Raw genomic sequence first — 21,878 nt, 5'->3', positions numbered from 1 at the left:
CGATGAGTTCCGCGGAGCCACCGAGTCGAAGAGCTGACAGCGACCGATGCGACTGGAGGCCCTCGTGCCCGACACCACCCGGCAGGCCCTGTGGGCGGCGGCCCACGCCGAACGTGCCGCCCTGGCCGGCGACCTGGCGGAGCTGGACGACGCGCAGTGGGCCGAGCCGTCGCTGTGCGGGCGGTGGAACGTCGAGGAGGTCGTGGCCCACCTGAGCGCAGCGGCCAGCACCGGGCGGGCGCGCTGGCTGGTGAGCATGATGGGCGCGCGCTTCGACGCCGACGTGCACAACGACCGCCGCCTGGTCGAGCACCGCGGCGGCACGCCCACCGAGACGCTGCAGCGCTTCCGCGCGGTCGGCGACAGCACCACCGCCCCCAGCGGGCACACCGCCGCCTGGCTCGGTGAGGTCGTCGTCCACGCCCAGGACGTCCGCCGCCCGCTCGGTCTGCCCGGCCGACCCCCGGTTCCCGTGGTCACCGAGGTCGCCCGCTTCTACGCCGCGCGGGACTTCGCCGTGAACAGCCGCACCGCCGCCGACGGCCTGCGGCTGCAGGCCGACGACGGGCCCTTCGCCGCGGGTGCGGGTCCGCTGGTCACCGGCACGACCCTGGCGCTGACGATGGCCATGGCCGGACGCGCGGCGTTCTGCGAGGACCTGACCGGCCCCGGCGTGCCCGTGCTGCGCGACCGCTGCGCGCACTCCTGAGCCACCCGGGTGGCCGGACACGGGCGGCGGCTGGGCGCTCATCCCGCGGCCGCCGCCCGCTGGCCGGCGCGTGGCCGGCCCGTCCGCCGGTCGAGCAGCGTGACCACGGCCATGTGCGGCACGGTGAGACCCAGCAGGACGGCCAGGGCGCCCGCCGTCCAGTCGGGCCGCTGCGCGCTGAGGACCAGGAACACGATCCCGGTGAGAGCCACCGCGGTGGGAGCCGCAGCCGCGACGGCGTAGCGACACAGCGGGGCCCCGAGCCGGCCGGCGGCGAGGTCGTCCCCGTTGCGCGGGTCGAGCACCAGCAGGCGCCCGATGTGCCGTACCGCGTGCCAGCCACCGAAGTACACCCCGAACGCGGCGGCCGGTGGCGCGAGGGTGAACAGCGCAGCCAGCAGGCCGGCCTCGGCCGCCCATCCCGGCCGGCCACGCGCCAGCGCGTCGAGCACGGAGCCGAGCAGGGTCACGCCGACGACCGCGAGCGCGACCTGCCGGACCCCGGGGGTCAGCAGGGCCGGCAGCTCCGGAGCCAGCGCCGCCAGCACCCGGTCGGCCTCGGCGGGCCACCACGCGAGCGGGACGGCGACGGGCAGCCCGCCCAGGCCCACCACCGGCGCGACGTCCCGCAGACCCGGCCGCCACGGGTCTCCGGACCGTTCGGCCTCGAACGCCACCTCCCCCATGCCGAAGTGCACCGCGGAGACGGCGAACAGCAGCAGCAGGCTCACCACCGGCGCCACGAGGAGGGCACCCAGCGCCAGCAGTGCCGTGGCGGCGTAGCCGGCGAGCACCCCCGGCCGCAGCATCCGCCCCGGGCAGCCGGCCACCCAGTCCGGGACCAGGTGGTCGACCGCACCGTGCGGCAACCCGAGCAGCACCCCGGCGGCCAGGATCCCGAGCGCCCACCCGGAGACCTGCTCAGGCAGCAGCACGGCCGCCGCAACGGCCGCGCCGACGACCCCGACCGACAGCCGGGTCGTCAGCGCGGTCACCCGCGGTGCGCCCCCGGTCACGACGCCGTCCTCCGGATCAGGCGGCTCGGCCGCGAGCAGCCACCTCGGTGATGCCACCGCGGGGCATGGTGACGTCGGAGGCGACGGCCTCGTCGTGGCCCTCGTGCTTGCTCACCTTGCGGGCGATGACCGCCAGCAGGATCCCGTAGACCACCTTGGAGGTGACGTCGGCGACCGTGTAGGTGATCTGCCGGGCGACCACGCCGTCGGCGGAGTCCCAGATCGCCGGCATCAGGTAGGCGCCGGGGTAGAGCATCCAGGAGACCAGCAGCAGCCACCACACGGCCTTGACCAGCGGGCGCACCTCAGCCGGCAGCCGGCCGACGTTGCCGTACACGGTGCGGTACACCAGCGCCAGGATGACCAGGAAGAAGACCGTGCTGATCGACCCCCAGACCCAGAAGGGGGCGCTGCGCTCGACCTCGTAGAACTGGCCGACGTAGCCGGTGTAGACCATCCCCAGCCCGGCGACGGTGAAGACGATCCAGCCGCGACGGAAGGCGGCGCCGGTCACCCCGAGCACGATCAGCATCTGCAGGAGCAGCACCGGGACGTCGATCGACCAGTTCATGTACCGGTAGCCGTTGGAGAACAACGCGTCCGCCTGGCTGAAGGCCTCGCCGTCCCAGCGGAAGGAGCTCTCCCACTTCTGGGAGATGACCAACAGCTCCAGGAACGCCGACACCATCACGACCGCGGACAGGGTCGAGGAGAGCTGGTACCTCGGCAGGGAGTTCTTGCTGGTGAGCACGAAGTACACCAGCCCGGCCGCCATCGCGGCGTAGCCGACGGTGAAGACGTGGGACACGATCGTGTACTGGAAGAAGTCGTAGGTGAAGGTGTTCTCGACGTTCACGCGGTCTCCTGCGGGATTGCGGCCTCGTGCCTCTGCTCGATCACGAACACCTGGCTCTTCGCCCACCCCCGACACCGCGGATGCAGTGATCGGCAGCCGAGGACGTGGCCCGACGACCGGACCCGGACTCCTCCGCCCTGGGCTCGAGGAACGCTCAGGAGCCGATGGGGTCGTCACCGGCCGAGCAGTCGGGGTGGACGCGTCGCTCCACGAGGTCGTCCGCCAGGTCGTCGACGGTCCGGTCGCCGGCGTAGGCCTGGGCCCGCAGCAGCGCCAGGGCGTCCGTGGCCTCCAGCCGTCGAGCCAGCATGACCATGCCGACTGCCATCCACAGCCGGCCTCGGCGGCGCGCCTCCGGCCTGGCGGGCGCATCCGGGACCTCGGGGGCCAGCCACGGGCTCCACGCGGCGGCCTGTTCCAGCTGCTGGGCGATGAGGGCAGCGACCCGCTCGGCCGCGCACTCTGCTGCTGTGTCCGCACCGACGGGGTCGACCCAGTACAGGGAGAAGCAGCCCAGCCCCGTCAGCGAACCGGGCAGAGGCAGGGCCAGCATGCTGCGGATCGGGGTGCGGGCGACCAGCTGGTCGTGGAACGCCGGCCACTCGCTCACCAGGCGCGCCTCCACGGCCCGCACCGGGGCACCGCACTCCACGGCCTGCAGACACGGGCCGGCGCCCATGGTGAACTGCAGCTCCTCCACCAGCGCCGCGGTCGCGTCGCTGGCCGCCAGCGGTGTCCGCTGGTGGGGGCGACCGTGGATGCCCACCCCGGCTCCGTCCACCTCCAGCACTGCCGCGGCGGCGCGGACGAGTCGCATCGGCAGGTGGTCCAGGTCGCCGGCGCGGTCGGGCAGTTCGGCGGCCAGCGCCTCGGCGAACCGCTCGGCGATGTCCATCCCGGGTCCCCTCCCGTTCCCTCGGGCATGCCCACCACACCCGCCGGCGTCCGCCGTTCCCGAGACCGTGCCCGCACCCACTGCGACGAAACCGAGGCGGCCGCACGGCACCAGCCGCGCTGCGGGGGGCCCGGTCAGCCGTCGTCGGGGGCACCCGGCACGGCCGGGAACCCCTGGAGGCCGCCGGGACGTTGGCCCGGCAGCCGATCGTCGTCTGGACGACGGGCCCGTCGTCCCTCCGAGGAGCACCATGACCACCCCGCTGCCGACCAGCCCGGCCGGCGCACTGGACGTGCGGGCCGACGACGAGCTGTCCTGGCTGCTCTCACTCGACAGCACGGTGCTCGCCGTCCTCGGGGGCGTGCTCGTGACCTTCCTGCTGGTGGCCCTGCTCGCCGGGTGGCTGGTCGTCCGACGGGTGCGGCGGAGCCCCCTCGTGGCCCGGAGCCGGGAACTCGCCTCACGCGGCCGCGAGCTCGGCGCGCAGGGCGCCACCGCGGTCGCTGCCCGCCGCCTGCCGCCGGGCCGGCGGCGCACGGCCGCGGAGCTCCAGCTCGAGGTCGCCCGCGCCCGTGACCGGCTGCGCCGCCAGGTGGCTGCCGCGCAGGCCGCCGGGGCCCACCTCGGCGAGGTGCCGGACCTGCTCCCGTCGCTGGAGGCCGAGGGCGGCCGGCTCGAGCAGCGCCTGCGGCAGCGGGCCCTGGCCCCGGAGCCGATGGACCGGGACGACCCGGGACCGGAGGCCCGGGCGTACCTGGACACGGTCGCCGACGTCTGCGACGCGGTGCTCCAGGCGGAGCGGGCCGTCGCCCCGACCAGCCGGACGACGGCCGACGTCGCCGACGCGGTCACCGCGCTGCGCGCGCACACCGCCGCCTACCAGGAGCTCACCGCCCCACCGGTGACGCCCCTGCTGCCTCCCCCGTCCGCTGCGCCACCGCCCTCCTCGGCCAGCGCCGACGTCCGTCCCCCGTCCCGCTGAGGCAACGCACCACTGAGGCAACGCACCACTGAGGCAGCGCACCACTGCCGCCGGATGGTGCCCGACGACCGCGGCGGCGCCGGTCAGGTCCCGGCGGGGACGCGGACCGGGGCGGCCAGCGCCGCGCGCATGGCCGCGGTGTCCAGGTAGGCCTCGAAGCGCTGCACCCGGCCGCCGGAGACGGTGAAGACGTGCACCTCGGGCACGTCGAACGGTGCGCCGGTCGCCCGCACCACACCGCGGGTCCGCCCGACCTGGACCACGTGGCCGGAGCCGGCGGCGAACAACCGCTCGGTCTCCGGGTGCGAGTCGAGGTGACCGGTCAGCGTGGCGAGGAAGTGCCCGAGCCCCTCGTGCCCGACGTGGACGCCGCCCCAGGGCAGCTCCGGGGACTGGGTCACCGTCCCGTCGTCGGCGAACAGCGCCATGATCCGCGGGACGTCCGCCCGTTCGAACGCCGTGTACACCTCACGCACCAGCGTCAGGTCCTGCTCTGCCTGTTGCATCGTCGCCCTCCTCCGCTCTGTCGGTGGGACCACGGTCCCGCCGACGGCCGCGGCAGGGCGTGCACGTTCCTGCTCGGTCCTGGGACGTTCCTGCTCAGCGACCGCGGCCGGCCGCACGCACCGCGGCCGGGGTGGCACCGCCCGCCCGCCGCAGGTGCCGGGTCAGGTGGCTCTGGTCGGCGAACCCGCACCGCGCGGCGACGGCCGCGATCGGGAGGTCGGTCGAGGTCAGCAGCTGGCGGGCCCGGGCCAACCGCCGGCTGAGCACGTACTGGTGCGGGCTCGCCCCGGTCGCGGCGCGGAACTGCCGGCTGAAGTGGAACTCGCTCACGGCGGCCAGTGCGGCCAGCTCGGCGACGGACAGCGGCCCCGCCAGGTCCTCCTCGACGTGCCGGACCACCCGCTCCAGCTGACCCCGGGAGAGCCCGGCCGGCGCTGGGGTGGTCGGCGTCCGGGCCGAGGTGTGGTCCCGCGCGAGGGCGGCGACCAGCGCCAGCCCCGTCGACTCCAGCGCCAGCCGGCCGAGACCGGAGGTGTCGTCCAGCCCGGCCTGCAGGAGCCGCGTCAGGGGTGCGACGGCCGGGGAGCGTGCGCCCACGACCGGAGTGAGGCCCGGCGTCCGGTGGCTCCCGGCCGCGCTCAGCGCCTCGTCCAGCACCTGCGGGGCCACGGCGACCACGACGGTGGAGACGCCCTGCGGGGTGCCGTCCCGCGACCGGGCCGCCAGGTCGAACCCGGCCGGCACGACGGCGACGTCCCCGGGCAGGCCTGCGGTGGCGCGCTCCCGGGAGTCCAGGGTCTCCAGCAGGCGGTAGGGCCGGCCCACGTTCACCAGGACGCGGTGCTCCGCCGCCGCCGGGACGAGCGCCTCCTCGACCTGCCGCTGCACCGGGGTCACGAGGAGACCCGGGCGGAGCTCGACCGGTTCCGGGGACTGGATCACCACACCTCCCGCCGCTGCGACGGATGATCCGCTGTCGCACACCGCCTGCCAAGGGCCGCGGGGACGCGGTCCCACCGGTCAGGGGCCGGTGCGGCCCTGCTCGGCGGCCCAGCGGTCCAGCGCCTGGACGGTCAGGACGTGCGGGAAGGTAAGCGCCACCAGGACGGCGAGCGCCGCGCTCACCGCCACCCAGCGGCTGGGAGTCACCCGCGAGGACCTGGCGGGCCGCCTCGGCGGGGGCCGTACCGGAGGCGACGAGCCCTTGCATGAGGACCAGCCGGGCCATGTCCTCGTCGTCGTACCTCCGGTGCCCCCCGGCGGTGCGCCCGCTGGGCGCCAGCCCGTAGCGACGGCCCCAGCTGCGCAGCGTCTCGGGGGCCACGCCCAGTCGGGCGGCCGCGGCTCCTACGCCCAGCGGTGCTGTCGAACCGGTCGATCGCCCGTCGACCACGCCCCCATCATGAGGGGCGTTCGGCGCCCGGGGCGGTGGACCCACTCCCTCCGGGAGTGCCGGAGCCGGGAGCCAGCACCTTCGCCAACAGCGCGGACAGCTGCCGTTGCTCCTCCCCCGTCAGGTTGCCCAGCCGGTCCTCGGGGAACTCGCGCGGGCCCTGCCGGAACCGGCGCACGCGGAGCGGACGGAGTCATGACGTGGATCGCGAGTGGGAGGGGCCCGGTCTGGGCCATGCTGGCGCCGATTCAGCACCCGCCGCCCCAGCGAGAGCGGACGATCCGGCCTGCGCGACACGGTCATCCGGCCGACGAGCCGCGGGCATGGAAAGGTCCCCGTAGCAGGACACGCCACCCGGACGGGGTCACCGGCTCCGCTCCGTCCCCGGACCCAGAGGCGGTTGGCCGCAGTTGTTCTCCCTGAGTCGGCGCCTGGCAGGCGCACTCGTGCACGTGTACACAGCGAGCGGCTCCGTGCTCGCGCTGCTCATCGTGCTGGCTGCGTTCGACGGTCACGTGGTCATGGCCCTCTGGATCGGCCTGGTCGCACTCGTCGTCGATGGCACGGACGGGATGCTCGCCCGCGGCGCGCGGGTGAAGGAGACCATCCCCTGGTTCGACGGCGCCCGCCTCGACGACATCGTCGACTACCTGACCTACGTCTTCGCCCCCGTGGTCCTCCTCTGGACGACCGGGGCCCTGCCGGATGGAGCGTCCGGGTGGGTGCTGGCCGCCCTGCCGCTGCTCTCCTCCAGCTACCAGTTCTGCCGGGTGGACGCGAAGACCGAGGACCACACGTTCCTCGGGTTCCCCAGCTACTGGAACGTCGTCGCCTTCTACGTCATCGTGCTCGAACTCGACCGGGTCACCGTCGCGACCATCCTGGTCGTCTGCTCGATCCTGGTGTTCGTGCCGGTGCGCTACCTGTACCCCTCACGCACTCAGACGTTCAGACCCCTCAGCCTGGTGCTCACCGCGATCTGGATCGGCACGTATGCGCTGCTCCTCCTCCAGTTCCCGTCCGTGGACCCGATCTTGGTGACCGTCTCACTCGCCTACCTGGTGTACTACCTGGCGGTCAGCGGCTACCTCACCGTTGCTGCCAGGCGCCGCCGGCGCGGTCGTGCGGGCCGTGCCGAGACACGGGTGGACGCCGGCACGCCCTGACCGCCGGACACTGCTGCACGGGACTCTTCCCGCCTGCTCGGGCCGGAGCGCCCCTCCGCGTGCACGGCCCGCACCGCCGTCCCCGGCGCCTGCCGGGCTGTCCTCCTCCTGGGCAGGCCTCCCGTGCGACGGTGAAGAGCGCCTCCGAGCACAGCTCCCCCGACAGATCCGCTCAGCACCGCCCGGTGAAGGCGCGCGCGGAAGCGCGCGCGTCGCTGCTCTGAGAGCGGTCGACCGGCGGCGCGACCTCCGGTTCCCTCGCCACTGCGTCCGCCGGGGCACCTCGCCGTCGGCGGTGAGGGGCGGCCTGTCGGTGGCCCCGGACGCGAAAGGGACCGGCCCCTCCGGCGCGACGGCGCTCCACCCCGGCCCCGCTGGGCTCTGGCCAGGTCGCCCTCGTCCGCGGTGACCAGGTCGCCCGACCGCTGCGAAGACGGTCTGTGACTCGGCCTCGGGCGTGAACCGGATTGCCCTCCGACGCCGAACGCCTCGTGACTCCCTCCCGGCTGTGGAGAGCGTCACCCCGAGGACGCGGAGCCACCCCGGACGTGGCCGCCACGGCACCGACGCCGAGCGGCGCTGCCGAACTGGTCGATCCCTTCGGTCACGACCCCGTCACGAGCGGTTTCCCCGATCCGGGGCGGTGGGCTCTCACTCTCCCGCCGCATCTTGGCCGGGACGATCCAACAGCTTCGCCAGCAGCGAGGACAACTGCAGCTGCTCCCCCTCGTCCAGACGGCCGAGCCGGTCGTCGGGGAAGTCGAAGGCACGCCGGACGGCGTGGTGCTCGCGCCGCCCGGCCGGGGTGATCGAGACGCGCTTGACCCGCCGGTCCGCCGGGTCGGGCACCCGGGTCACCAGCCCGCGGGCCTCCAGCCGGGCGACGAGCTGGGTGACGTTCGACGGGTCGCAGAGCAGCTCGACGGCGAGCTCCCCCATCGCCCGCTCCCCCACGGTGAGCTGGCCGAGCAGGCAGGCCTGGGCAGCGCTCAACCCGACCGCCTGCGCCGCGCGGTCGTACGCCGCGTCGTAGGCGTACACGAAGTCCCACACCTGCTGCTGCAGCGCGCTCGCGTCCTCTGCCACGGCGCCGAGGTTACTTGATGGACTGAAGTAGTCGTGCCACCATGACAGCAAGAACTTGAGTGACTCAATCAATCGGAGGAGATCCAGATGGCGGTCGAACACGGGAGCACGGCGATCACCCGCGTCCTGGTCACCGGGGTGCGCGGCAAGACCGGCGCCCCGCTGGCGGAGCTGCTCGTCGCCCGGCCGGGCGTCGAGGTGCTCGGCGGCAGCAGCAACCCGGAGTCGGTGGCCGTGGCCGGGGTCCGGCCGATCGAGTTCTCCTGGGACCGGCCGGCCGGCTGGCCCGCGGCGACCAGCGGCGCCGACGCGCTCTTCGTCGTCCGGTCCGATCGTGCGGACGCGCCGGAGCTGATCGGGGCGCTCCTCGAGGTGACGCCACCCCGGGCGCACGTCGTCCTGCTGTCCGAACAGGACGCCGACCACACCGGTCCGGCCGGGTGGGCGCCGCGGGCCGAACGCGCGGTGCGCACCGGCAGCCACAGCTGGACGGTGCTGCGGCCGAGCTGGTTCATGCAGGTGCTCACCGACCCACGCTTCTACCTCGACCAGCTCACCGGCACCGGCGAGCTGCCGTTCGCCAGTGGGGGCGCGAGCCTCGCGTGGATCGATGCCCGGGACATCGCCGCAGTGGCCGAGCGTGCGCTGCTCGAGGAGGGGCACGCCGGCCAGGTGTACGAGCTCACCGGTCCGGCGGCGCTCTCACTGCCCCGCACCGCGGAGCTGATCTCCCGGGCCACCGGTCGCTCCATGGCCCACCGGGAGATCACCATCGCCGAGGCGCTGGCCGGGACCGAGGGCTTCGAGCGGGAGATCACCGAGGTGACGTTCGAGCGCGTGCAGGCCGGCAGCTTCGCCGTCGTGACCGACGCCGTCCAGCACGTGACCCGACGGCCGGCGCGGTCGTTGGAGGCGTTCCTGGCCGACTCTGGACCGTCCCTGACGGCCCCGCGCTGACGTCGGCCGCCCCACGTCCCCGGGTGACTGCGGCCCCCGGACACGGACCAGCCCCCGCGGCGTCACGCCGCGGGGGCTGGTGCCCGGTGCCTGCAGGCACCGGCTCCGACCGGCGCCGCCGGTCGGGGTGGCTCAGTTGCTGCGACGGCTGCCGGTGAGGCGGCTGAGCAGCTTCTTGAGCAGGTTGGCCTTGATCAGTCCGGACACGATCCCCATGTCGATTCCTCCTCCGGGTCGGTTGGACCAGGCCATACCCAGGGACTGCGCAGTCCATGTACGAGCCGGCGCAGCCGCGAGGTCAGGGGCGGACCCGGTTCCGCGGTCGCCGACCGCCGGCGAACCACCGTTCGACCCGACGCCAGCGGTTGGGGGTCTTCTCGCGGTCCAGCACCTCGGACTCGGCGAGCGCCCGGTCGACCGGACCGAGCTCCGGCGGCTCGAAGAGCACCACGGAACGACCGGTCGGCCGGCGCAGCCGCTCGATGCCCTGCACCAGCGAGCCGGTGTCGGCGACAGCGGCGGCGACGTCGTCCGGCGTGCACCCGAGGTGCTCGGCGAGCAGCCGGTCACGGAAGGCGAGGATGGTCGCGGCCACCCGGTCGGCGCCCGCCCGGCCCTCGACCGCCTCGATCGCCAGGTCGCACTCGGTGTCCAGGCCCATCGACCGGTTGTTCAGGTTGCTGGAGCCCAGCCGGAGCAGGCGGTCGTCGACGACGGCCACCTTGGCGTGCACGTAGATCGGCTCGCGCTGCTCGGTCACCGGACAGTAGAGCCGGAACCGGTCGTGGACGTCGGCCTCGCGGACGATCTCCAGCACCAGGGCGCGCGCGGTGCCCATCGCCTTCTCCGACAGCCAGCCGTCGGCGGTCCACGGGTTGAGCACGACGACCTCCGGGCCGTCGGGCTCACGCAGCCGCTCGGCGATCGCCTCGGCGATCCGGCGGCTGGCGAAGTACTGGCTCTCCACGTAGATCGACCGTCGGGCGGCGGCGATGCCGGCGAGCCACAGCAGCTCGATCTCGTGCACCAGCTCCGCGCCGTCGTGTTCGGGCCGGGTGCGGGCGATGGCGACGTCGACGTCGGTGAGCAGCGGCTCGACCTCCTCGGGCCAGCACGTCCGCTCCTCGGTCAGCGGCTCCAGACGCTCCCCGGTGCCGCTCTCCCACCGGGTGCGGGCGAGCTCGGCGACGGCGCGGGCAGCGGGCCCGGTCAGCATGCTCGTCGCGTCGTGCCACGGTCCGGCCAGCCGCCCCTCGGCCCGGCCGGGGGCCGGGGAACGCCGGTGCGGGTTGACGTCGGCGTGGTCGGGGGTGTCCCACCGGTCGGCGGTGACGTCGATGCCGCCGGTGAAGGCCAGGCAGTCGTCGATGACCACGATCTTCTGGTGGTGTGCCCCGCCGACCGGGTGGTGGGTGTCGATGGCCAGGGTGAGGCGGTCGGAGGTGCGCCGGTCCAGCAGCACGATGGGCTGCAGTCCCCGGCCGAGCGCGCGGAGCATGCCGAGGTCCCACTGGAGGACGCCGATCTCCAGCTGCGGGTTCTGCGCCACCGCCCGTTCCAGCACGGCGCCGAGCCGGTCGTCCTTCGGCCGGCCGCCGGCGAGGGGGTCCAGCCGGATGCGCGGGTCGAAGTCCCAGCCGATGAACAGCACCCGCCGTTCGGCGCTCAGCACGGCACGCTTGAGGGTGGCGAAGTACTCGGCCGCGTCGACGAAGACGGCGAAGCGGTCGGCCCGCTCGATCCGCCAGCAGGTCTCCCCCGGGATCAACATGCGCGCACCCGCCTCCGGCGGGACGGCACCTCCGTCACGGGAGGCGGGGAGCCCGACGCCAGGGTCGGTGTCGGGGTCGGTCGTCGCCTGGCCGTCGTCCATCACGTCGGGAGTGTGCCCGTCGTCCGGCACGGCACCAAGGACCGACTCCCTCGAACCGGGGACACGGCCGGGCAGCGCCGCCGTCCCCCAGCGACAGAACTCAGCTGATGATCGGCCCGGCGGCTGGGAGGGTGCTCTCGACCAGACCCGACCGGCTGCGGCGGGACCGTGGACCACACCGGCAGAGGCAGGGAGGACGGATGGACGGGAACACCGACTCCACCGACGACGCGCGGTCGCTGCGTGCGGCGCTGCGCACGGAGCTCGTCGCCGCGATGAGGTCGCGCCGGGCCGACGCCGTCGCCGCGCTCCGCAGCGCCCTGGCGGCGATCGACAACGCCGAGGCCGTCGTCGCGCCGGAGACCGCGACCGGAGCCACGAACGCACACCTCGCCGGCACCCGGACCGGGGTCGGTTCCACCGAGGCGGACCGCCGCGCCCTGTCGATCGGCGATGTCCGCGCCCTCCTGCGCGCAGAGACCACGGACCGCCGGACCGAGGCCGACCGTTACGACGGCCTCGGGCAGCACGAGGCCGCCGGCCGGCTCCGGCGCGAGGCCGAGGTGCTCGACCACCACGCCGACGGGTGACCGCACGGCTCCCTGTCGCCGCCGGGGTCAGCCTGCGGCGGGCCGGACGACCTCGGCGATCCGTCGTTCGGCGGTCGCGTCGAGCCCGGTGACTCGCCGGTGCCCCGCTGCTCGGCTGACCGGTCGTCAGCGGCGGGCGAGGACGGCCAGGGCCACCGCGCACCCCCACCCGGTCGCCACCACCGGGGTCTCGACCGGGTCGAACCCGCCGGGGCTGACCCGGAGGCGGGTGCAGCGCTCGCTCAGGTAGCCGAACGTCAGCCCGGTGCCGAGCCACCGGAGCACCCAGCGGGCCCGGTCGTCCGGCCCGCGGAGCAGCCGGGCGGTCGCCCAGACCTGCGGCCCGAGCAGGTACGGCGGTGCACTGAAGGCCGTGCCGAACCAGAGCCAGTCACGGACGACGTGGTCCGGGCTCCCCACGAGGAAGGGGACGTCGAAGTGCCGGCGGCGCCGCAGGGCGACGACGTGACCGGCCAGCTGAGCGGCCAACTGGGCCGCCGACACGGCGACGAGTGTGGAGCGGGGCACCATGCCACCGCACCGTAGGGCCCCGGCGGGGTCAGGTCAGCTGGTTGATCCGGATCAGGTTGCCCGTCGGGTCGCGGAACGCGCAGTCGCGGACACCGTAGTCCTGGTCCGTCGGCTCCTGGAGCACCTCGGCGCCACTGGCCGCGATCTTGCCGAAGGTGCCGTCGAGGTCGTCGGTGGCCAGGGTGATCGCGGCGTAGTTGCCCTTGGCGATCAGCTCGAGGACGGTGCGGCGCTCCTCGTCGGTGATGGTCGGGTCGACGGCCGGCGGGTGCAGGACGATGGAGGTCTGCGGCTGGTCGGGTGGGCCCACGGTGACCCAGCGCATGTCCTCGTAGCCGACGTCCTTGCGGACCTCGAAACCGAGGACGTCGCGGTAGAAGGCCACCGAGGCCTCCGGGTCGGTGTGCGGCAGGAACGCGTAGTGGATGATCAAGGTCATGTCGGCCACGCTAGGGGCGGCAGGGACGTCCGGGCTTCTCGATTCCTGACCGGTCTGGTCGCCTGCTTGGCCAGGCACGGCGGAATCCCCGCACTCCCCCGGGCGGCCTGCTCGCGGTAGACGCTCGGCGGCATCCCGACCAGTTCGGTGAAGCGGGTGCTGAACGTGCCCAGCGAACCGCAGCCGACGGCGAAGCAGACGTCGGTCACGCTGAGGTCCCCCCGCCGCAACAGCGTCATGGCGCGCTCGATCCGCCGGGTCATCAGGTAGGCGTACGGCGACTCCCCGTAGGCCCGCTTGAACTCCCGGCTCAGGTGCCCGGCCGACACGTGCACCCCACGGGCCAGCGCGGCGACGTCGAGCGGCTGGGCGTACTCGCGGTCGATCCGGTCCCGCACCCGGCGCAGCAGCACCAGGTCGGCCAGACGCTGCTCCGAGACGGGTCCACCGGCCACGTGCGAGAGCCTAGGGCGCACCTCGACCGCGGGAGGCCCGTCGCGCACGGGCGCCCGGCCGGTGCGGTCGCCGGGGAGCCCGCTGGTAGAACCGACCGGTGAGCACCGAGGCGACGCTGTTGCTCACCCTCGACCTCGTCGGCACGTTCGCCTTCGCGCTGAACGGTGCGCTGACCGCGCTGCGGGTGACCCGGCTCGACATCGTCGGCGTCATCACGCTGGGGATGACCACGGCCCTCGGCGGCGGGATCATCCGGGACGTCCTGCTCGGCGCCCTGCCGCCGGCGACGTTCAGCGACTGGCGCTACCTGGCGGTGGCCGCCGGCGGTGGGCTGGTCGCCTTCGTCCTCGGGCCCGGGCTGGACCGGCTGAACACCCCGATCACGGTGCTCGACGCCGCGGGGCTGAGCCTGTTCGCGGTCACCGGCGCCAGCAAGGCGCTCGCCCTCGGGCTGGGCCCGACGCAGGCGGTGCTGCTCGGCGCGCTCACCGGGGTGGGTGGGGGCACGTTGCGCGACGTCCTGATCGGGCAGGTCCCGTCCGTCTTCCGCAGCGGCCTGTACGCGATCCCGGCGCTGATCGGTGCGACCGTCACCGTGGTGGCCGCCCAGCTGGACGCCTACGGGGTGGCCACGGCCGTCGGCGCGGCGGCCGTGTGCTTCACGATCCGGATGCTCAGCGTCCGTTTCGGCTGGAACGCGCCGATGCCCCGGACACCGCGCGCCCACCGTCCGGACGGCGGCTGACCGCCCGCCCGCAGCGCGGAGAGCCGCCCCGTGGGCCATGCCTTCAGAGGAATTGACCTGAACGTCACACGAGGGTCTTCCGCTGAAACGTGACGTGGGGCACCCTGTCCGGCACACCGCGCGGACGACCCCTTCGCCGCGCACCCGCATTCGTCAACATCCGTAGACGTTCCGAGGTGCAGCCATGACCACCACCCAGCTACAGCTGACCCATCCCCTGGACCCCATCCAGGCCGCGGAGATCGAGGAGGTCCGGCGGATCACCACCGCGGCCGGCCTGGTCGTCGACAGCACCCGCTTCGTCTACGTCGGCCTCCAGGAGCCGCCGAAGGCCGAGGTGCTGGCCCACCGCCCCGGGCAGCCGGTCACCCGGTGCTTCCGGGTCCTGCTGCTGGACCTGGCCTCGCAGGTCTCCCGGGACGTCGTGGTCGACGCCACCGCCGGTGAGGTCGTCACGGCGGTCGAGCTGGACACCGCCACCTCCGGTCAGCTCCCGGTGCTGGACGAGGAGTTCGAGCTCGTCGAGCAGCTGCTGTCCACCGACGAGCGGTGGCTGGCCGCCCTGGCCGCCCGCGACCTGGACGTCGCCCAGGTCCGGGTGGCCCCCCTGTCGGCCGGCGCGTACGAGGAGTACCCGGACGAGGCGGGGCGCCGCGTCCTGCGCGGGCTGGCCTTCTGGCAGGAGACGCCGACGGACTCCGCCTGGGCACACCCGATCGACGGCCTGGTCGCCTACGTCGACACGATCAACCGGGTCGTCGACCAGGTCATCGACACCGGCGCCGTCCCGGTGCCCACCGGCTCGGGCAACTACGACGACCCGGCGGTCAGCGGCCCGCCGCGGACCACCCAGAAGCCGATCGAGATCACCCAGCCCCAGGGGTCGAGCCTGTCCCTGGAGGGCAACGTGCTCACCTGGGAGAAGTGGTCGCTGCGGGTCGGCTTCGACACCCGGGAGGGCCTCGTGCTGCACCAGATCGGGTTCGACGAGGGCGCCGGCGTGCGGCCGATCGTCTACCGCGCCTCGATCGCCGAGATGGTCGTCCCCTACGCCGACCCGAACCCGGTGCGCTCCTGGCAGAACTACTTCGACACCGGCGAGTACCTGGTCGGCCGCTACGCCAACGCCCTGGAGCTCGGCTGCGACTGCCTCGGCGACATCACCTACCTGGACGCCGTCATCGCCGACGAGCAGGGCGACCCCCGCACGCTGCCCAACGCGGTCTGCATCCACGAGGAGGACTTCGGGATCCTCTGGAAGCACACCGACCTGTGGAGCGGCTCGCAGCAGACCCGCCGGCAGCGGCGGCTGGTGATCTCCTTCTTCACCACCGTGGGCAACTACGACTACGGCTTCTACTGGTACCTCTACCTCGACGGCACGATCGAGTTCGAGGCCAAGGCCACCGGCGTCGTCTTCACCTCCGCCCACGCCGGCGGCGAGTACCCCTACGCCTCCCAGATCGCCCCGGGGCTGGGCGCCCCGCTGCACCAGCACCTGTTCAGCGCCCGCCTGGACATGACGGTCGACGGCGTCGCCAACCGGGTCGACGAGGTGGAGGTCGTGCGGGTCCCGATGGGGCCGGAGAACCAGCGCGGCAACGCGTTCACCACCTCCTGCACCACCCTGGCCACCGAGTCCGCGGCCCAGCGCGACGCCTCCCCGGCCACCGACCGGGTCTGGCACATCGTCAACCCCGAGCGGCTCAACCACGTCGGCCAGCCCGTCGGCTACGCCCTGTACCCGGAGGGGCTGCCGACCCTGCTGTCGGACCCGGGGTCCTCGATCGCCCAGCGGGCGGCGTTCGCCACCCGGCACCTGTGGGTGACCCGCTACGACCCCGCCGAGCGTTACTCGGCCGGGGACTTCGTCAACCAGCACAGCGGGGGCTCCGGGCTGCCCGAGTACGCCGCGGCCGACCGGGACATCGACGGCCAGGACCTGGTGGTGTGGCACACCTTCGGGCTCACCCACGTGCCCCGGCCGGAGGACTGGCCGATCATGCCGGTGGACTACACCGGGTTCCGGCTGAAGCCGTTCGGCTTCTTCGACCGCAACCCCACCCTCGACGTGCCGGCCTCGACCTCCGCGCACTGCGCGGGCGGCGCCGCCTCCTGCACGACCACGGAGGCCTCCGGTGAGTGAGCGCCCGACCACCTCGACCGGCGCGACCGCGCTGACCTCCCCCGGCGCGCCGGCCGGCCGCAGCGACGGCGAGCAGCTGAGGTCCGGCCGGCTCGGCGTCCTCGGCATCGTCTTCTTCGTCGTCGCCGCCGCGGCCCCGCTGGTCGGCATGACCGGCGCCGTGCCGGTGGCCATCGCGGCCGGCAACGGCGCCGGCGCCCCGGGCGCCTACGTCGCCGTCGGGATCGTCCTCATGGTGTTCGCCTCCGCCTTCTCGGCGATGAGCCGGGTGGTGACCAACACCGGGGCGTTCTTCGCCTACGTCGGCCGCGGCCTGGGCCTGTCCGCCGGCGTCGGCTCGGCGTTCGTCTCCGTGTTCGCCTACCTGACCATCCAGCTGGCGGTCTACGGGTTCTTCGGCGGTCTGATGGCCGGGCAGATGGAGGCCACCTTCGGCATCGACGCCCCGTGGTGGCTGTGGACGCTCGCCGCCTGGGCGCTGGTGCTCGCCCTCTCGGTGGTCAGCGTCGACGTCGGCGCCAAGGTCCTCGGCACGCTCATGGTGCTCGAGCTGCTCAGCCTCGCCGTCGTCGCCGTCGCCGTCATGCTCGAGGGCGGCGGCCCCGACGGGGCGAACCTGGTCGAGTCCTTCGCTCCGCAGAACGTCTTCGTCGGCGGCCTGGCCGGCTCGGCCGGCATCGCGCTGGCCTTCGCGTTCGCCTCCTACATCGGCTTCGAGGCCACCGCGATCTACGGCGAGGAGAGCAAGGACCCCGAGCGCACCGTGCCGCGGGCCACCTACGCCGCGGTGGGCCTGATCACCGTCATCTTCGCGGCGGCCTCCTGGGCCGTGGTGAGCGGACTGGGCACCGACGACGTCGTCGCCCGGGTGCTCGAGGAGTCCTCGGTCGACGGCGTGCCGCTGGCCGATCCCGCGGCGGTGCTGTTCTCCGTCGCCGCCACCTACGTCGGCGACTGGCTGGCCACGGTGATGAGCTGGCTCGTGCTCTCCAGCCTGTTCGCCGGGCTGCTGGCCTTCCAGAACTGCAGCGCCCGCTACTTCTTCTCCCTGGGCCGCGCCGGGGTCTTCCCCGGGGCGCTGCAGAACACCAACCGGCACGGCGCCCCCGGCATCGGGGCGATCGTGACCAGCGTCCTCACCGGCACGGTGATCGTGGTCTTCGCCCTGGCCGGCCTGGACCCGGTGCTCAACCTCTTCTACTGGTCGTCCGGCATGGCGGTCATCTCCGTCGTGCTGGTGGAGATCCTCGTCTGCGTGGCCGTCCTGGTGCACTTCCGGGGAACACGGCGCGGGGGCCACTGGTGGTCGACGCTGGCCGCACCGGTGCTCGCCGCCCTCGGCCTGGCCACCGGGCTCTACCTGCTGATCGGCCGGTTCGGCCTGCTGGCCGGCACCGTCCCCGAGGGCGTCGACCCGACCGTGACGGCCTGGCAGCTCAGCGCCACCGGCTGGACGCTGGTGCTGCTGCCCTTCGTGCTGTTCCTGGTCGGGCTGGTGGTCGGCACGGTGCTCTCGCGGAACGCCGACCAGCGACCGGCGCTGCGCGACGTCGTAGGCTGAGCCGTGACCGCTCATCTGGTGGTCTGCGGCGCGGGCGCCGGACTGGCGATGATCGGGCACTTCCCGCACCGGCCGCCGCTGTGGGTGCCGCACGCCCTGGGGCTGGTGGCGATGGTGGTGGCCTGGCTGCCCGCCGCCCGCCCGCTGGGAGAGCCGCTGGCGCTGCTCGCGCTGGCGGCGCTCCTGGCCTGGCAGCTGCGCCGCGTGCGGACGCCGGCCGCCCGCTGGTCCGGTGCGGTCGACACCGCGGCGATGGCCGCGCTCATCGCGCTCGCCGGGGTCGGCGGCGGGACGGCGGCGGGCGGTGTCCACGGTGCCCACCACACCGGCGCCGAGGGCACGCTCCCCTACGCCGTCGCCGTCCTGGTGGTCTGGCTCGCCGTGCGGCACGTCACCCGCCAGGGCGGGCCGCGCGACCACCGCGCCGGCCGGGACGACGCCGTCCCGGAGCGGCCCGATCGCGCGGGCCGGGCGCTGGGTGCCCTGCGGTTCACCGGGGGGCTGGTGATGCTGTCGGGGATGACCGCGATGCTCACCTGAGCACCCCCGTCGCCCGAGGAGCCCCGTGCCCAAGATCGTCGACCACGCCGCCCGCCGCACCGAGATCATCGAGGCGGTGTGGTCGCTGATCGTCCGCAAGGGCTTCATCGCGGTCACCATGCGGGAGCTGGCCGCGGAGGCGGGGTACGCCAACGGTGCCCTGGCCCGCTACTTCCCGGACAAGGACGCCGTGCTGCGGGCGGCGTTCCAGCGGGCCTTCGACGCCACGAACGAGCGGGCCCGCGCCGCGATCGGCGACCGCGGCGGGCTCACCGCGTTCCGGCTGCTGTGCCTGGAGATCATGCCGCTGGACGAGGTCCGGCTCGCCGAGGCCCGGGTGGTCATCGGCTTCTGGGACTACGCCGCCGGCCAGCCGGAGCTCGTGGCGTTCTACGACAACGCCATGGAGACCTGGCGCGCGGAGATGCGGATGTACCTGGGCCAGGCCCAGGTCGCCGGCGAGCTGGCACCGGGCCGCTCGCACGACCTGATCGTCGACGCGGTGCTCGCCCTGACGATGGGGTTGCAGATCAACGCCTGCTTCTCCCCACGCCACAACACACCCGAACGCCAGACGGCCCTCCTCGAGGACTTCCTCACCACCATCGGCCGCCCGGCGTCGTCCTGAACCACCACGCCCCAGCACCTGCGCGGGGTGCTGGGGCGTGGTGGGCGGTGCGGTCAGTCGAAGACGATGACGCCGCGGATGTTCTTCCCGGCGTGCATGTCCTCGTAGGCCTCGGCGACCTGGTCCAGCGTGTACTCCCGGGTGACGAGCTCGTCGAGCTTCAGCTGGCCGGCCTGGTACATCCGCAGCAGGGCCGGGATGTCGTGCCGCGGGTTGGACTCGCCGAACAGCGATCCCTGCAGCCGCTTCTGCATGAGCGTGAGGTCGCCGAGGGCGATCGGGGCGCCGGTGGCGGTGACGTCACCGAGCCCGGTCAGCACGACGGTGCCGGCCTTGCGGATCGCGGCCAGCGCCTGGGCCACGTGCTCGCCCTGCACCACGCCGACGGTGATGATGACGGCGTCGGCGCCCTGCCCGTTGGTGATCGACCGGGCGTACTCGGTCGCCTCCTCGATGCCGGGGAAGACGTGCGTGGCCCCGAACTCCTTGGCCTTCTCCTGCTTGAACGGTGCCGGGTCCACCGCGATGACCGTGCTGGCCCCGGCGTGCACCGCCCCCTGCAGCGCGTTCGCCCCGATGCCGCCGATGCCCATCACGATCACCGTCGCCCCCGGCTTGATGTTGGCCGAGCGGACCGCTGACCCCCAGCCGGTGGGCACCCCGCAGCCCACCAGCGCAGCGGCCTTGAGCGGCACGTCCTTGCTGATCTTCACCACCGAGTCGACCGAGGCGGTCGTGTACTCGCTGAAGGTGGAGATGCCGCACTGCTGACCGACGGGGTTGCCGTCCTCGGTCATCCGGAAGCTGGTCGGGTCCTCGGCCCGGGCGCCGGTGAGCAGGGAGGCCCCGAGGTCGCAGAGGTTGCTCTGCCCCTGGGCGCACGACTCGCAGTGCCCACAGGCGGGCAGGAACGAGAAGACCACGTGGTCGCCGACCTCGTAGCCCGGGGTGTTCGGCCCGACGGCGGTGACGACGCCGGCGCCCTCGTGCCCACCCACGTAGGGGTAGACCGCGACCGGCACGTCCCCGGTGGCGACGTGGTCGTCGGAGTGACACAGGCCCGAAGCGGCGAGCTTGACCGTCACCTCCCCCTGGCGCGGGTCGTCGAGCTCGACGGTGGCCGTCTCGTAGGTGCCGGGGGCCTTGCGGACGAGCGAGACGCGGGTGGTGACGGGCACAGGTGCTCCTCTCCGAGCAGGGACGGTGCGGCCGGTCCGGGGGCCTCCCGGGCGCCGGTCACTCCTCCCCGGTGGTTCCCGACCGATCGGTCAGGAATGCGCGCAGCCTACGGGGCGGGAGTGGTGCACGTCACTGTTCGGCCGCGCTCCCGGCTCGGCCTGACGGTGGGCGGCCGAAGATCGCCAGCAGCTCGTCCACCTCGTGCGCCTCCGTCGCGGGGTGCCGGAACGGCTGGTGCGGCTGCACGGCGTAGTGGGTGCGCCGCCCGACCCGTGTCCGCAGGACGTACCCGTCGTCCTCCAGGTCGCGGAGGATCGCCAGTGCAGCGCGGGACGAGATGCCCACCTGCGCGGCGATCTCCGCGACCCGCAGGTCGGGGGCGCCGGCGACGGCCAGCAGGACGTGCCCGTGGTTGGTCAGGAACGTCCACCGCCGCTCACCGGTCATCGCTCGTCGCGCCCCTCTCCCGTCGTCCCGACCGGCTGCCGCTGCCGCCGCCAGGTCGGCTCCAGCGCCGCGGTCTCCTCGGCCGAGGCGACCCGGAAGGGCGCTGCGGCGCCCGCGGCCACCGGCGCCCGGCCCTGGCCGCGCGTCGCCCGCAGGCTGGCCACGACCGAGACCCCGATGATCGTGGCGACGACGGCCAACGAGATCGTCGTCGGCACGTAGAACAGGTCGACCTTCAGCATCATCTTGACCCCGACCCAGACCAGCACCAGCGCCAGGCCGGCCTTGAGGTACACGAACCGGTGCATCAGGTCGGCGAGCAGGAAGTACATCGCGCGCAGGCCTAGGACGGCGAACGCGTTGGCGGTGAACACCAAGAACGGCTCGTCGGTGACCGCGAAGATGGCCGGGATCGAGTCGACCGCGAAGACGACGTCGGTGACCTCGATGACCACCAGCACGGCCAGCAGCGGCGTGGCGACCAGTCGCCCGCCCATCCGCACCACGAGGCGCTGGCCGTGGTAGGCGTCGGTCATCGGCACGAAGCGGCGGAAGGCGCGCAGCGCCCGCGACCGCTCCGGGTCCAGGTGCTCGTTGCGCTGCCGGGCCATCCGCACACCGGTGACGAGCAGGAACGCGGCGAACAGGTACAGCACCCAGCTGAAGCTGGCGATGAGCACCGACCCGGCGGCGATGAAGATGCCGCGGAAGACCAGCGCCCCGAGGACGCCGAGGAACAGGACCCGGTGCTGGTACTCCCGCGGTACGGCGAAGTACGTCAGCACGATCGCCCAGACGAACACGTTGTCCACGGCCAGGGACTTCTCGATCAGGTAGCCGGCGAAGTACTGCTGGCCGTACTCGCTGCCGGCCTGCCACCAGACGACGGCGCCGAACGCGACGCCGAGCACGACCCAGACCGCCGACCAACCGGCCGCCTCCCGCACGCCGATCACGTGTGCGTGCCGGTGGGCGAACAGGTCGACGGCGAGCATGACGAGGATGACCGCCAGCACGGCCAGCCAGATCCACAGGGGGACGTTCACAGGGCACCTCCCGGTCAGGTTGCGACCGGAGGTCTCCCCCGCTCCCGGACACCAGCCCGAGAGCCCCACCCCGCCGGGCCACGAGGGCCGTGCTGACGACGAGCTGGCGCTGGGGTACTCCCCTCCACGA

At 73.7% G+C, this 21,878-nt stretch carries 24 protein-coding genes and 1 pseudogene; 10 read left to right on the top strand and 15 right to left on the bottom strand.

The genetic code is table 11. The annotated features are described in order from the left end of the window. Window positions 1-64: 64 nt before the first annotated feature. Window positions 65-709, top strand: coding sequence for a maleylpyruvate isomerase family mycothiol-dependent enzyme (locus tag O2W20_RS08740; protein WP_269173025.1), 645 nt, complete (start codon window positions 65-67; stop codon window positions 707-709). A gap of 38 nt (window positions 710-747) precedes the next feature. Here O2W20_RS08740 and O2W20_RS08735 read toward each other — a convergent pair whose 3' ends face one another. The 3 genes from O2W20_RS08735 to O2W20_RS08725 form a co-directional block, all read right to left on the bottom strand. Next, window positions 748-1,782, bottom strand: a complete 1,035-nt coding sequence (locus O2W20_RS08735) for a Brp/Blh family beta-carotene 15,15'-dioxygenase (protein ID WP_269173026.1) — start codon at window positions 1,780-1,782, stop codon at window positions 748-750. Continuing rightward, on the bottom strand, window positions 1,742-2,581 hold the full coding sequence (locus O2W20_RS08730) for a bacteriorhodopsin (RefSeq protein ID WP_269173027.1): 840 nt from the start codon (window positions 2,579-2,581) through the stop codon (window positions 1,742-1,744). Before O2W20_RS08730 ends, O2W20_RS08735 begins: the two co-directional genes overlap by 41 nt. A gap of 154 nt (window positions 2,582-2,735) precedes the next feature. Beyond that, window positions 2,736-3,476: a GAF and ANTAR domain-containing protein gene (locus O2W20_RS08725; RefSeq protein ID WP_269173028.1), complete on the bottom strand. Its 741-nt coding sequence runs from the start codon at window positions 3,474-3,476 to the stop codon at window positions 2,736-2,738. Window positions 3,477-3,726: 250 nt separating this feature from the next. On the opposite strand from O2W20_RS08725, the gene O2W20_RS08720 reads away from it, so the two are divergent. After that, on the top strand, window positions 3,727-4,458 hold the full coding sequence (locus O2W20_RS08720) for a hypothetical protein (RefSeq protein ID WP_269173029.1): 732 nt from the start codon (window positions 3,727-3,729) through the stop codon (window positions 4,456-4,458). A gap of 83 nt (window positions 4,459-4,541) precedes the next feature. Here the strand turns inward: O2W20_RS08720 and O2W20_RS08715 are convergent, their stop codons facing one another. The 4 genes and pseudogenes from O2W20_RS08715 to O2W20_RS22765 form a co-directional block, all read right to left on the bottom strand. Next, on the bottom strand, window positions 4,542-4,964 hold the full coding sequence (locus O2W20_RS08715; protein WP_269173030.1) for a nuclear transport factor 2 family protein: 423 nt from the start codon (window positions 4,962-4,964) through the stop codon (window positions 4,542-4,544). Window positions 4,965-5,058: 94 nt separating this feature from the next. Continuing rightward, window positions 5,059-5,907 carry a helix-turn-helix domain-containing protein gene (locus tag O2W20_RS08710; RefSeq protein ID WP_269173031.1) on the bottom strand — a complete coding sequence of 283 codons (849 nt, stop codon included), beginning with the start codon at window positions 5,905-5,907 and terminating at the stop codon, window positions 5,059-5,061. Between the two features lie 78 nt (window positions 5,908-5,985). Then, window positions 5,986-6,114 carry a hypothetical protein gene (locus O2W20_RS08705; protein WP_269173032.1) on the bottom strand — a complete coding sequence of 43 codons (129 nt, stop codon included), beginning with the start codon at window positions 6,112-6,114 and terminating at the stop codon, window positions 5,986-5,988. 28 nt (window positions 6,115-6,142) lie between these two features. After that, window positions 6,143-6,358 (bottom strand): annotated as a pseudogene (locus O2W20_RS22765) (MerR family transcriptional regulator); the annotation flags it as partial. 452 nt (window positions 6,359-6,810) lie between these two features. Here O2W20_RS22765 and O2W20_RS08700 point away from each other — a divergent pair. Next, complete coding sequence (locus O2W20_RS08700) at window positions 6,811-7,524, top strand: CDP-alcohol phosphatidyltransferase family protein (RefSeq protein WP_269173033.1); 714 nt, start codon at window positions 6,811-6,813, stop codon at window positions 7,522-7,524. Between the two features lie 651 nt (window positions 7,525-8,175). Here the strand turns inward: O2W20_RS08700 and O2W20_RS08695 are convergent. After that, window positions 8,176-8,610, bottom strand: coding sequence for a MarR family winged helix-turn-helix transcriptional regulator (locus O2W20_RS08695; RefSeq protein WP_269173034.1), 435 nt, complete (start codon window positions 8,608-8,610; stop codon window positions 8,176-8,178). A gap of 87 nt (window positions 8,611-8,697) precedes the next feature. On the opposite strand from O2W20_RS08695, the gene O2W20_RS08690 reads away from it, so the two are divergent. Next, window positions 8,698-9,567, top strand: a complete 870-nt coding sequence (locus O2W20_RS08690; RefSeq protein ID WP_269173035.1) for a nucleoside-diphosphate sugar epimerase — start codon at window positions 8,698-8,700, stop codon at window positions 9,565-9,567. Between the two features lie 298 nt (window positions 9,568-9,865). Here O2W20_RS08690 and O2W20_RS08685 read toward each other — a convergent pair whose 3' ends face one another. Beyond that, window positions 9,866-11,338 carry a phospholipase D-like domain-containing protein gene (locus tag O2W20_RS08685; protein ID WP_269173036.1) on the bottom strand — a complete coding sequence of 491 codons (1,473 nt, stop codon included), beginning with the start codon at window positions 11,336-11,338 and terminating at the stop codon, window positions 9,866-9,868. Between the two features lie 302 nt (window positions 11,339-11,640). Between O2W20_RS08685 and O2W20_RS08680 the strand changes: the two genes are divergently transcribed. Next, window positions 11,641-12,030 carry a hypothetical protein gene (locus tag O2W20_RS08680; protein ID WP_269173037.1) on the top strand — a complete coding sequence of 130 codons (390 nt, stop codon included), beginning with the start codon at window positions 11,641-11,643 and terminating at the stop codon, window positions 12,028-12,030. 126 nt (window positions 12,031-12,156) lie between these two features. Here O2W20_RS08680 and O2W20_RS08675 read toward each other — a convergent pair whose 3' ends face one another. From O2W20_RS08675 to O2W20_RS08665, 3 genes are read right to left on the bottom strand one after another with little or no spacing between them, the layout of a single operon-like run. Beyond that, entirely contained in the window at window positions 12,157-12,561 is a 405-nt protein-coding gene (locus O2W20_RS08675; protein ID WP_269173038.1) for a hypothetical protein, read from the bottom strand. Window positions 12,562-12,589: 28 nt separating this feature from the next. Continuing rightward, window positions 12,590-13,000: a VOC family protein gene (locus tag O2W20_RS08670; RefSeq protein ID WP_269173039.1), complete on the bottom strand. Its 411-nt coding sequence runs from the start codon at window positions 12,998-13,000 to the stop codon at window positions 12,590-12,592. Continuing rightward, window positions 12,997-13,455 carry a helix-turn-helix transcriptional regulator gene (locus O2W20_RS08665; protein WP_269173040.1) on the bottom strand — a complete coding sequence of 153 codons (459 nt, stop codon included), beginning with the start codon at window positions 13,453-13,455 and terminating at the stop codon, window positions 12,997-12,999. The genes O2W20_RS08670 and O2W20_RS08665 overlap by 4 nt, the downstream gene beginning before the upstream one ends. A gap of 98 nt (window positions 13,456-13,553) precedes the next feature. Here O2W20_RS08665 and O2W20_RS08660 point away from each other — a divergent pair, with 98 nt between their 5' ends. The 5 genes from O2W20_RS08660 (at window position 13,554) to O2W20_RS08640 (ending at window position 19,076) form a co-directional block, all read left to right on the top strand. Continuing rightward, window positions 13,554-14,201, top strand: coding sequence for a trimeric intracellular cation channel family protein (locus O2W20_RS08660; RefSeq protein WP_269173041.1), 648 nt, complete (start codon window positions 13,554-13,556; stop codon window positions 14,199-14,201). Between the two features lie 184 nt (window positions 14,202-14,385). Further along, the gene (locus O2W20_RS08655; protein ID WP_269173042.1) at window positions 14,386-16,347 is read left to right on the top strand and encodes a primary-amine oxidase; all 1,962 of its coding nucleotides are present in this window, start codon (window positions 14,386-14,388) and stop codon (window positions 16,345-16,347) included. Beyond that, complete coding sequence (locus O2W20_RS08650) at window positions 16,340-17,908, top strand: APC family permease (RefSeq protein WP_269173043.1); 1,569 nt, start codon at window positions 16,340-16,342, stop codon at window positions 17,906-17,908. The genes O2W20_RS08655 and O2W20_RS08650 overlap by 8 nt, the downstream gene beginning before the upstream one ends. Before the next feature lie 3 nt (window positions 17,909-17,911). Further along, window positions 17,912-18,448, top strand: a complete 537-nt coding sequence (locus O2W20_RS08645; RefSeq protein WP_269173044.1) for a hypothetical protein — start codon at window positions 17,912-17,914, stop codon at window positions 18,446-18,448. Window positions 18,449-18,473: 25 nt separating this feature from the next. Further along, window positions 18,474-19,076 carry a TetR/AcrR family transcriptional regulator gene (locus O2W20_RS08640; protein ID WP_269173045.1) on the top strand — a complete coding sequence of 201 codons (603 nt, stop codon included), beginning with the start codon at window positions 18,474-18,476 and terminating at the stop codon, window positions 19,074-19,076. 53 nt (window positions 19,077-19,129) lie between these two features. Here the strand turns inward: O2W20_RS08640 and O2W20_RS08635 are convergent, their stop codons facing one another. The 3 genes from O2W20_RS08635 to O2W20_RS08625 all read right to left on the bottom strand — a co-directional run bounded on the left by O2W20_RS08635 (window position 19,130) and on the right by O2W20_RS08625 (window position 21,748). Continuing rightward, window positions 19,130-20,254: an NDMA-dependent alcohol dehydrogenase gene (locus O2W20_RS08635; protein ID WP_269173046.1), complete on the bottom strand. Its 1,125-nt coding sequence runs from the start codon at window positions 20,252-20,254 to the stop codon at window positions 19,130-19,132. Window positions 20,255-20,384: 130 nt separating this feature from the next. Then, window positions 20,385-20,702: a helix-turn-helix transcriptional regulator gene (locus tag O2W20_RS08630; RefSeq protein WP_269173047.1), complete on the bottom strand. Its 318-nt coding sequence runs from the start codon at window positions 20,700-20,702 to the stop codon at window positions 20,385-20,387. Then, window positions 20,699-21,748 carry a TerC family protein gene (locus tag O2W20_RS08625; protein WP_269173048.1) on the bottom strand — a complete coding sequence of 350 codons (1,050 nt, stop codon included), beginning with the start codon at window positions 21,746-21,748 and terminating at the stop codon, window positions 20,699-20,701. Before O2W20_RS08625 ends, O2W20_RS08630 begins: the two co-directional genes overlap by 4 nt. Between the last annotated feature and the right edge of the window lie 130 nt (window positions 21,749-21,878).

Origin of the sequence: Modestobacter sp. VKM Ac-2982 (genome assembly GCF_026967935.1) — a bacterium.
Taxonomy (GTDB): domain Bacteria; phylum Actinomycetota; class Actinomycetes; order Mycobacteriales; family Geodermatophilaceae; genus Modestobacter.
Note: the sequence above shows the minus strand (reverse complement) of the source record. Positions and strands in the feature narration are given on the sequence as shown.

Excerpts from the sequence above, each read along its gene's own strand:
- O2W20_RS08725 (WP_269173028.1), bottom strand. The coding sequence starts at position 3,476 with ATGGACATCGCCGAGCGGTTCGCCGAGGCGCTGGCCGCCGAACTGCCC.
- O2W20_RS08720 (WP_269173029.1), top strand. The coding sequence starts at position 3,727 with ATGACCACCCCGCTGCCGACCAGCCCGGCCGGCGCACTGGACGTGCGG.
- O2W20_RS08715 (WP_269173030.1), bottom strand. The coding sequence starts at position 4,964 with ATGCAACAGGCAGAGCAGGACCTGACGCTGGTGCGTGAGGTGTACACG.
- O2W20_RS08690 (WP_269173035.1), top strand. The coding sequence starts at position 8,698 with ATGGCGGTCGAACACGGGAGCACGGCGATCACCCGCGTCCTGGTCACC.
- O2W20_RS08685 (WP_269173036.1), bottom strand. The coding sequence starts at position 11,338 with ATGTTGATCCCGGGGGAGACCTGCTGGCGGATCGAGCGGGCCGACCGC.
- O2W20_RS08680 (WP_269173037.1), top strand. The coding sequence starts at position 11,641 with ATGGACGGGAACACCGACTCCACCGACGACGCGCGGTCGCTGCGTGCG.
- O2W20_RS08675 (WP_269173038.1), bottom strand. The coding sequence starts at position 12,561 with ATGGTGCCCCGCTCCACACTCGTCGCCGTGTCGGCGGCCCAGTTGGCC.
- O2W20_RS08670 (WP_269173039.1), bottom strand. The coding sequence starts at position 13,000 with ATGACCTTGATCATCCACTACGCGTTCCTGCCGCACACCGACCCGGAG.
- O2W20_RS08655 (WP_269173042.1), top strand. The coding sequence starts at position 14,386 with ATGACCACCACCCAGCTACAGCTGACCCATCCCCTGGACCCCATCCAG.
- O2W20_RS08630 (WP_269173047.1), bottom strand. The coding sequence starts at position 20,702 with ATGACCGGTGAGCGGCGGTGGACGTTCCTGACCAACCACGGGCACGTC.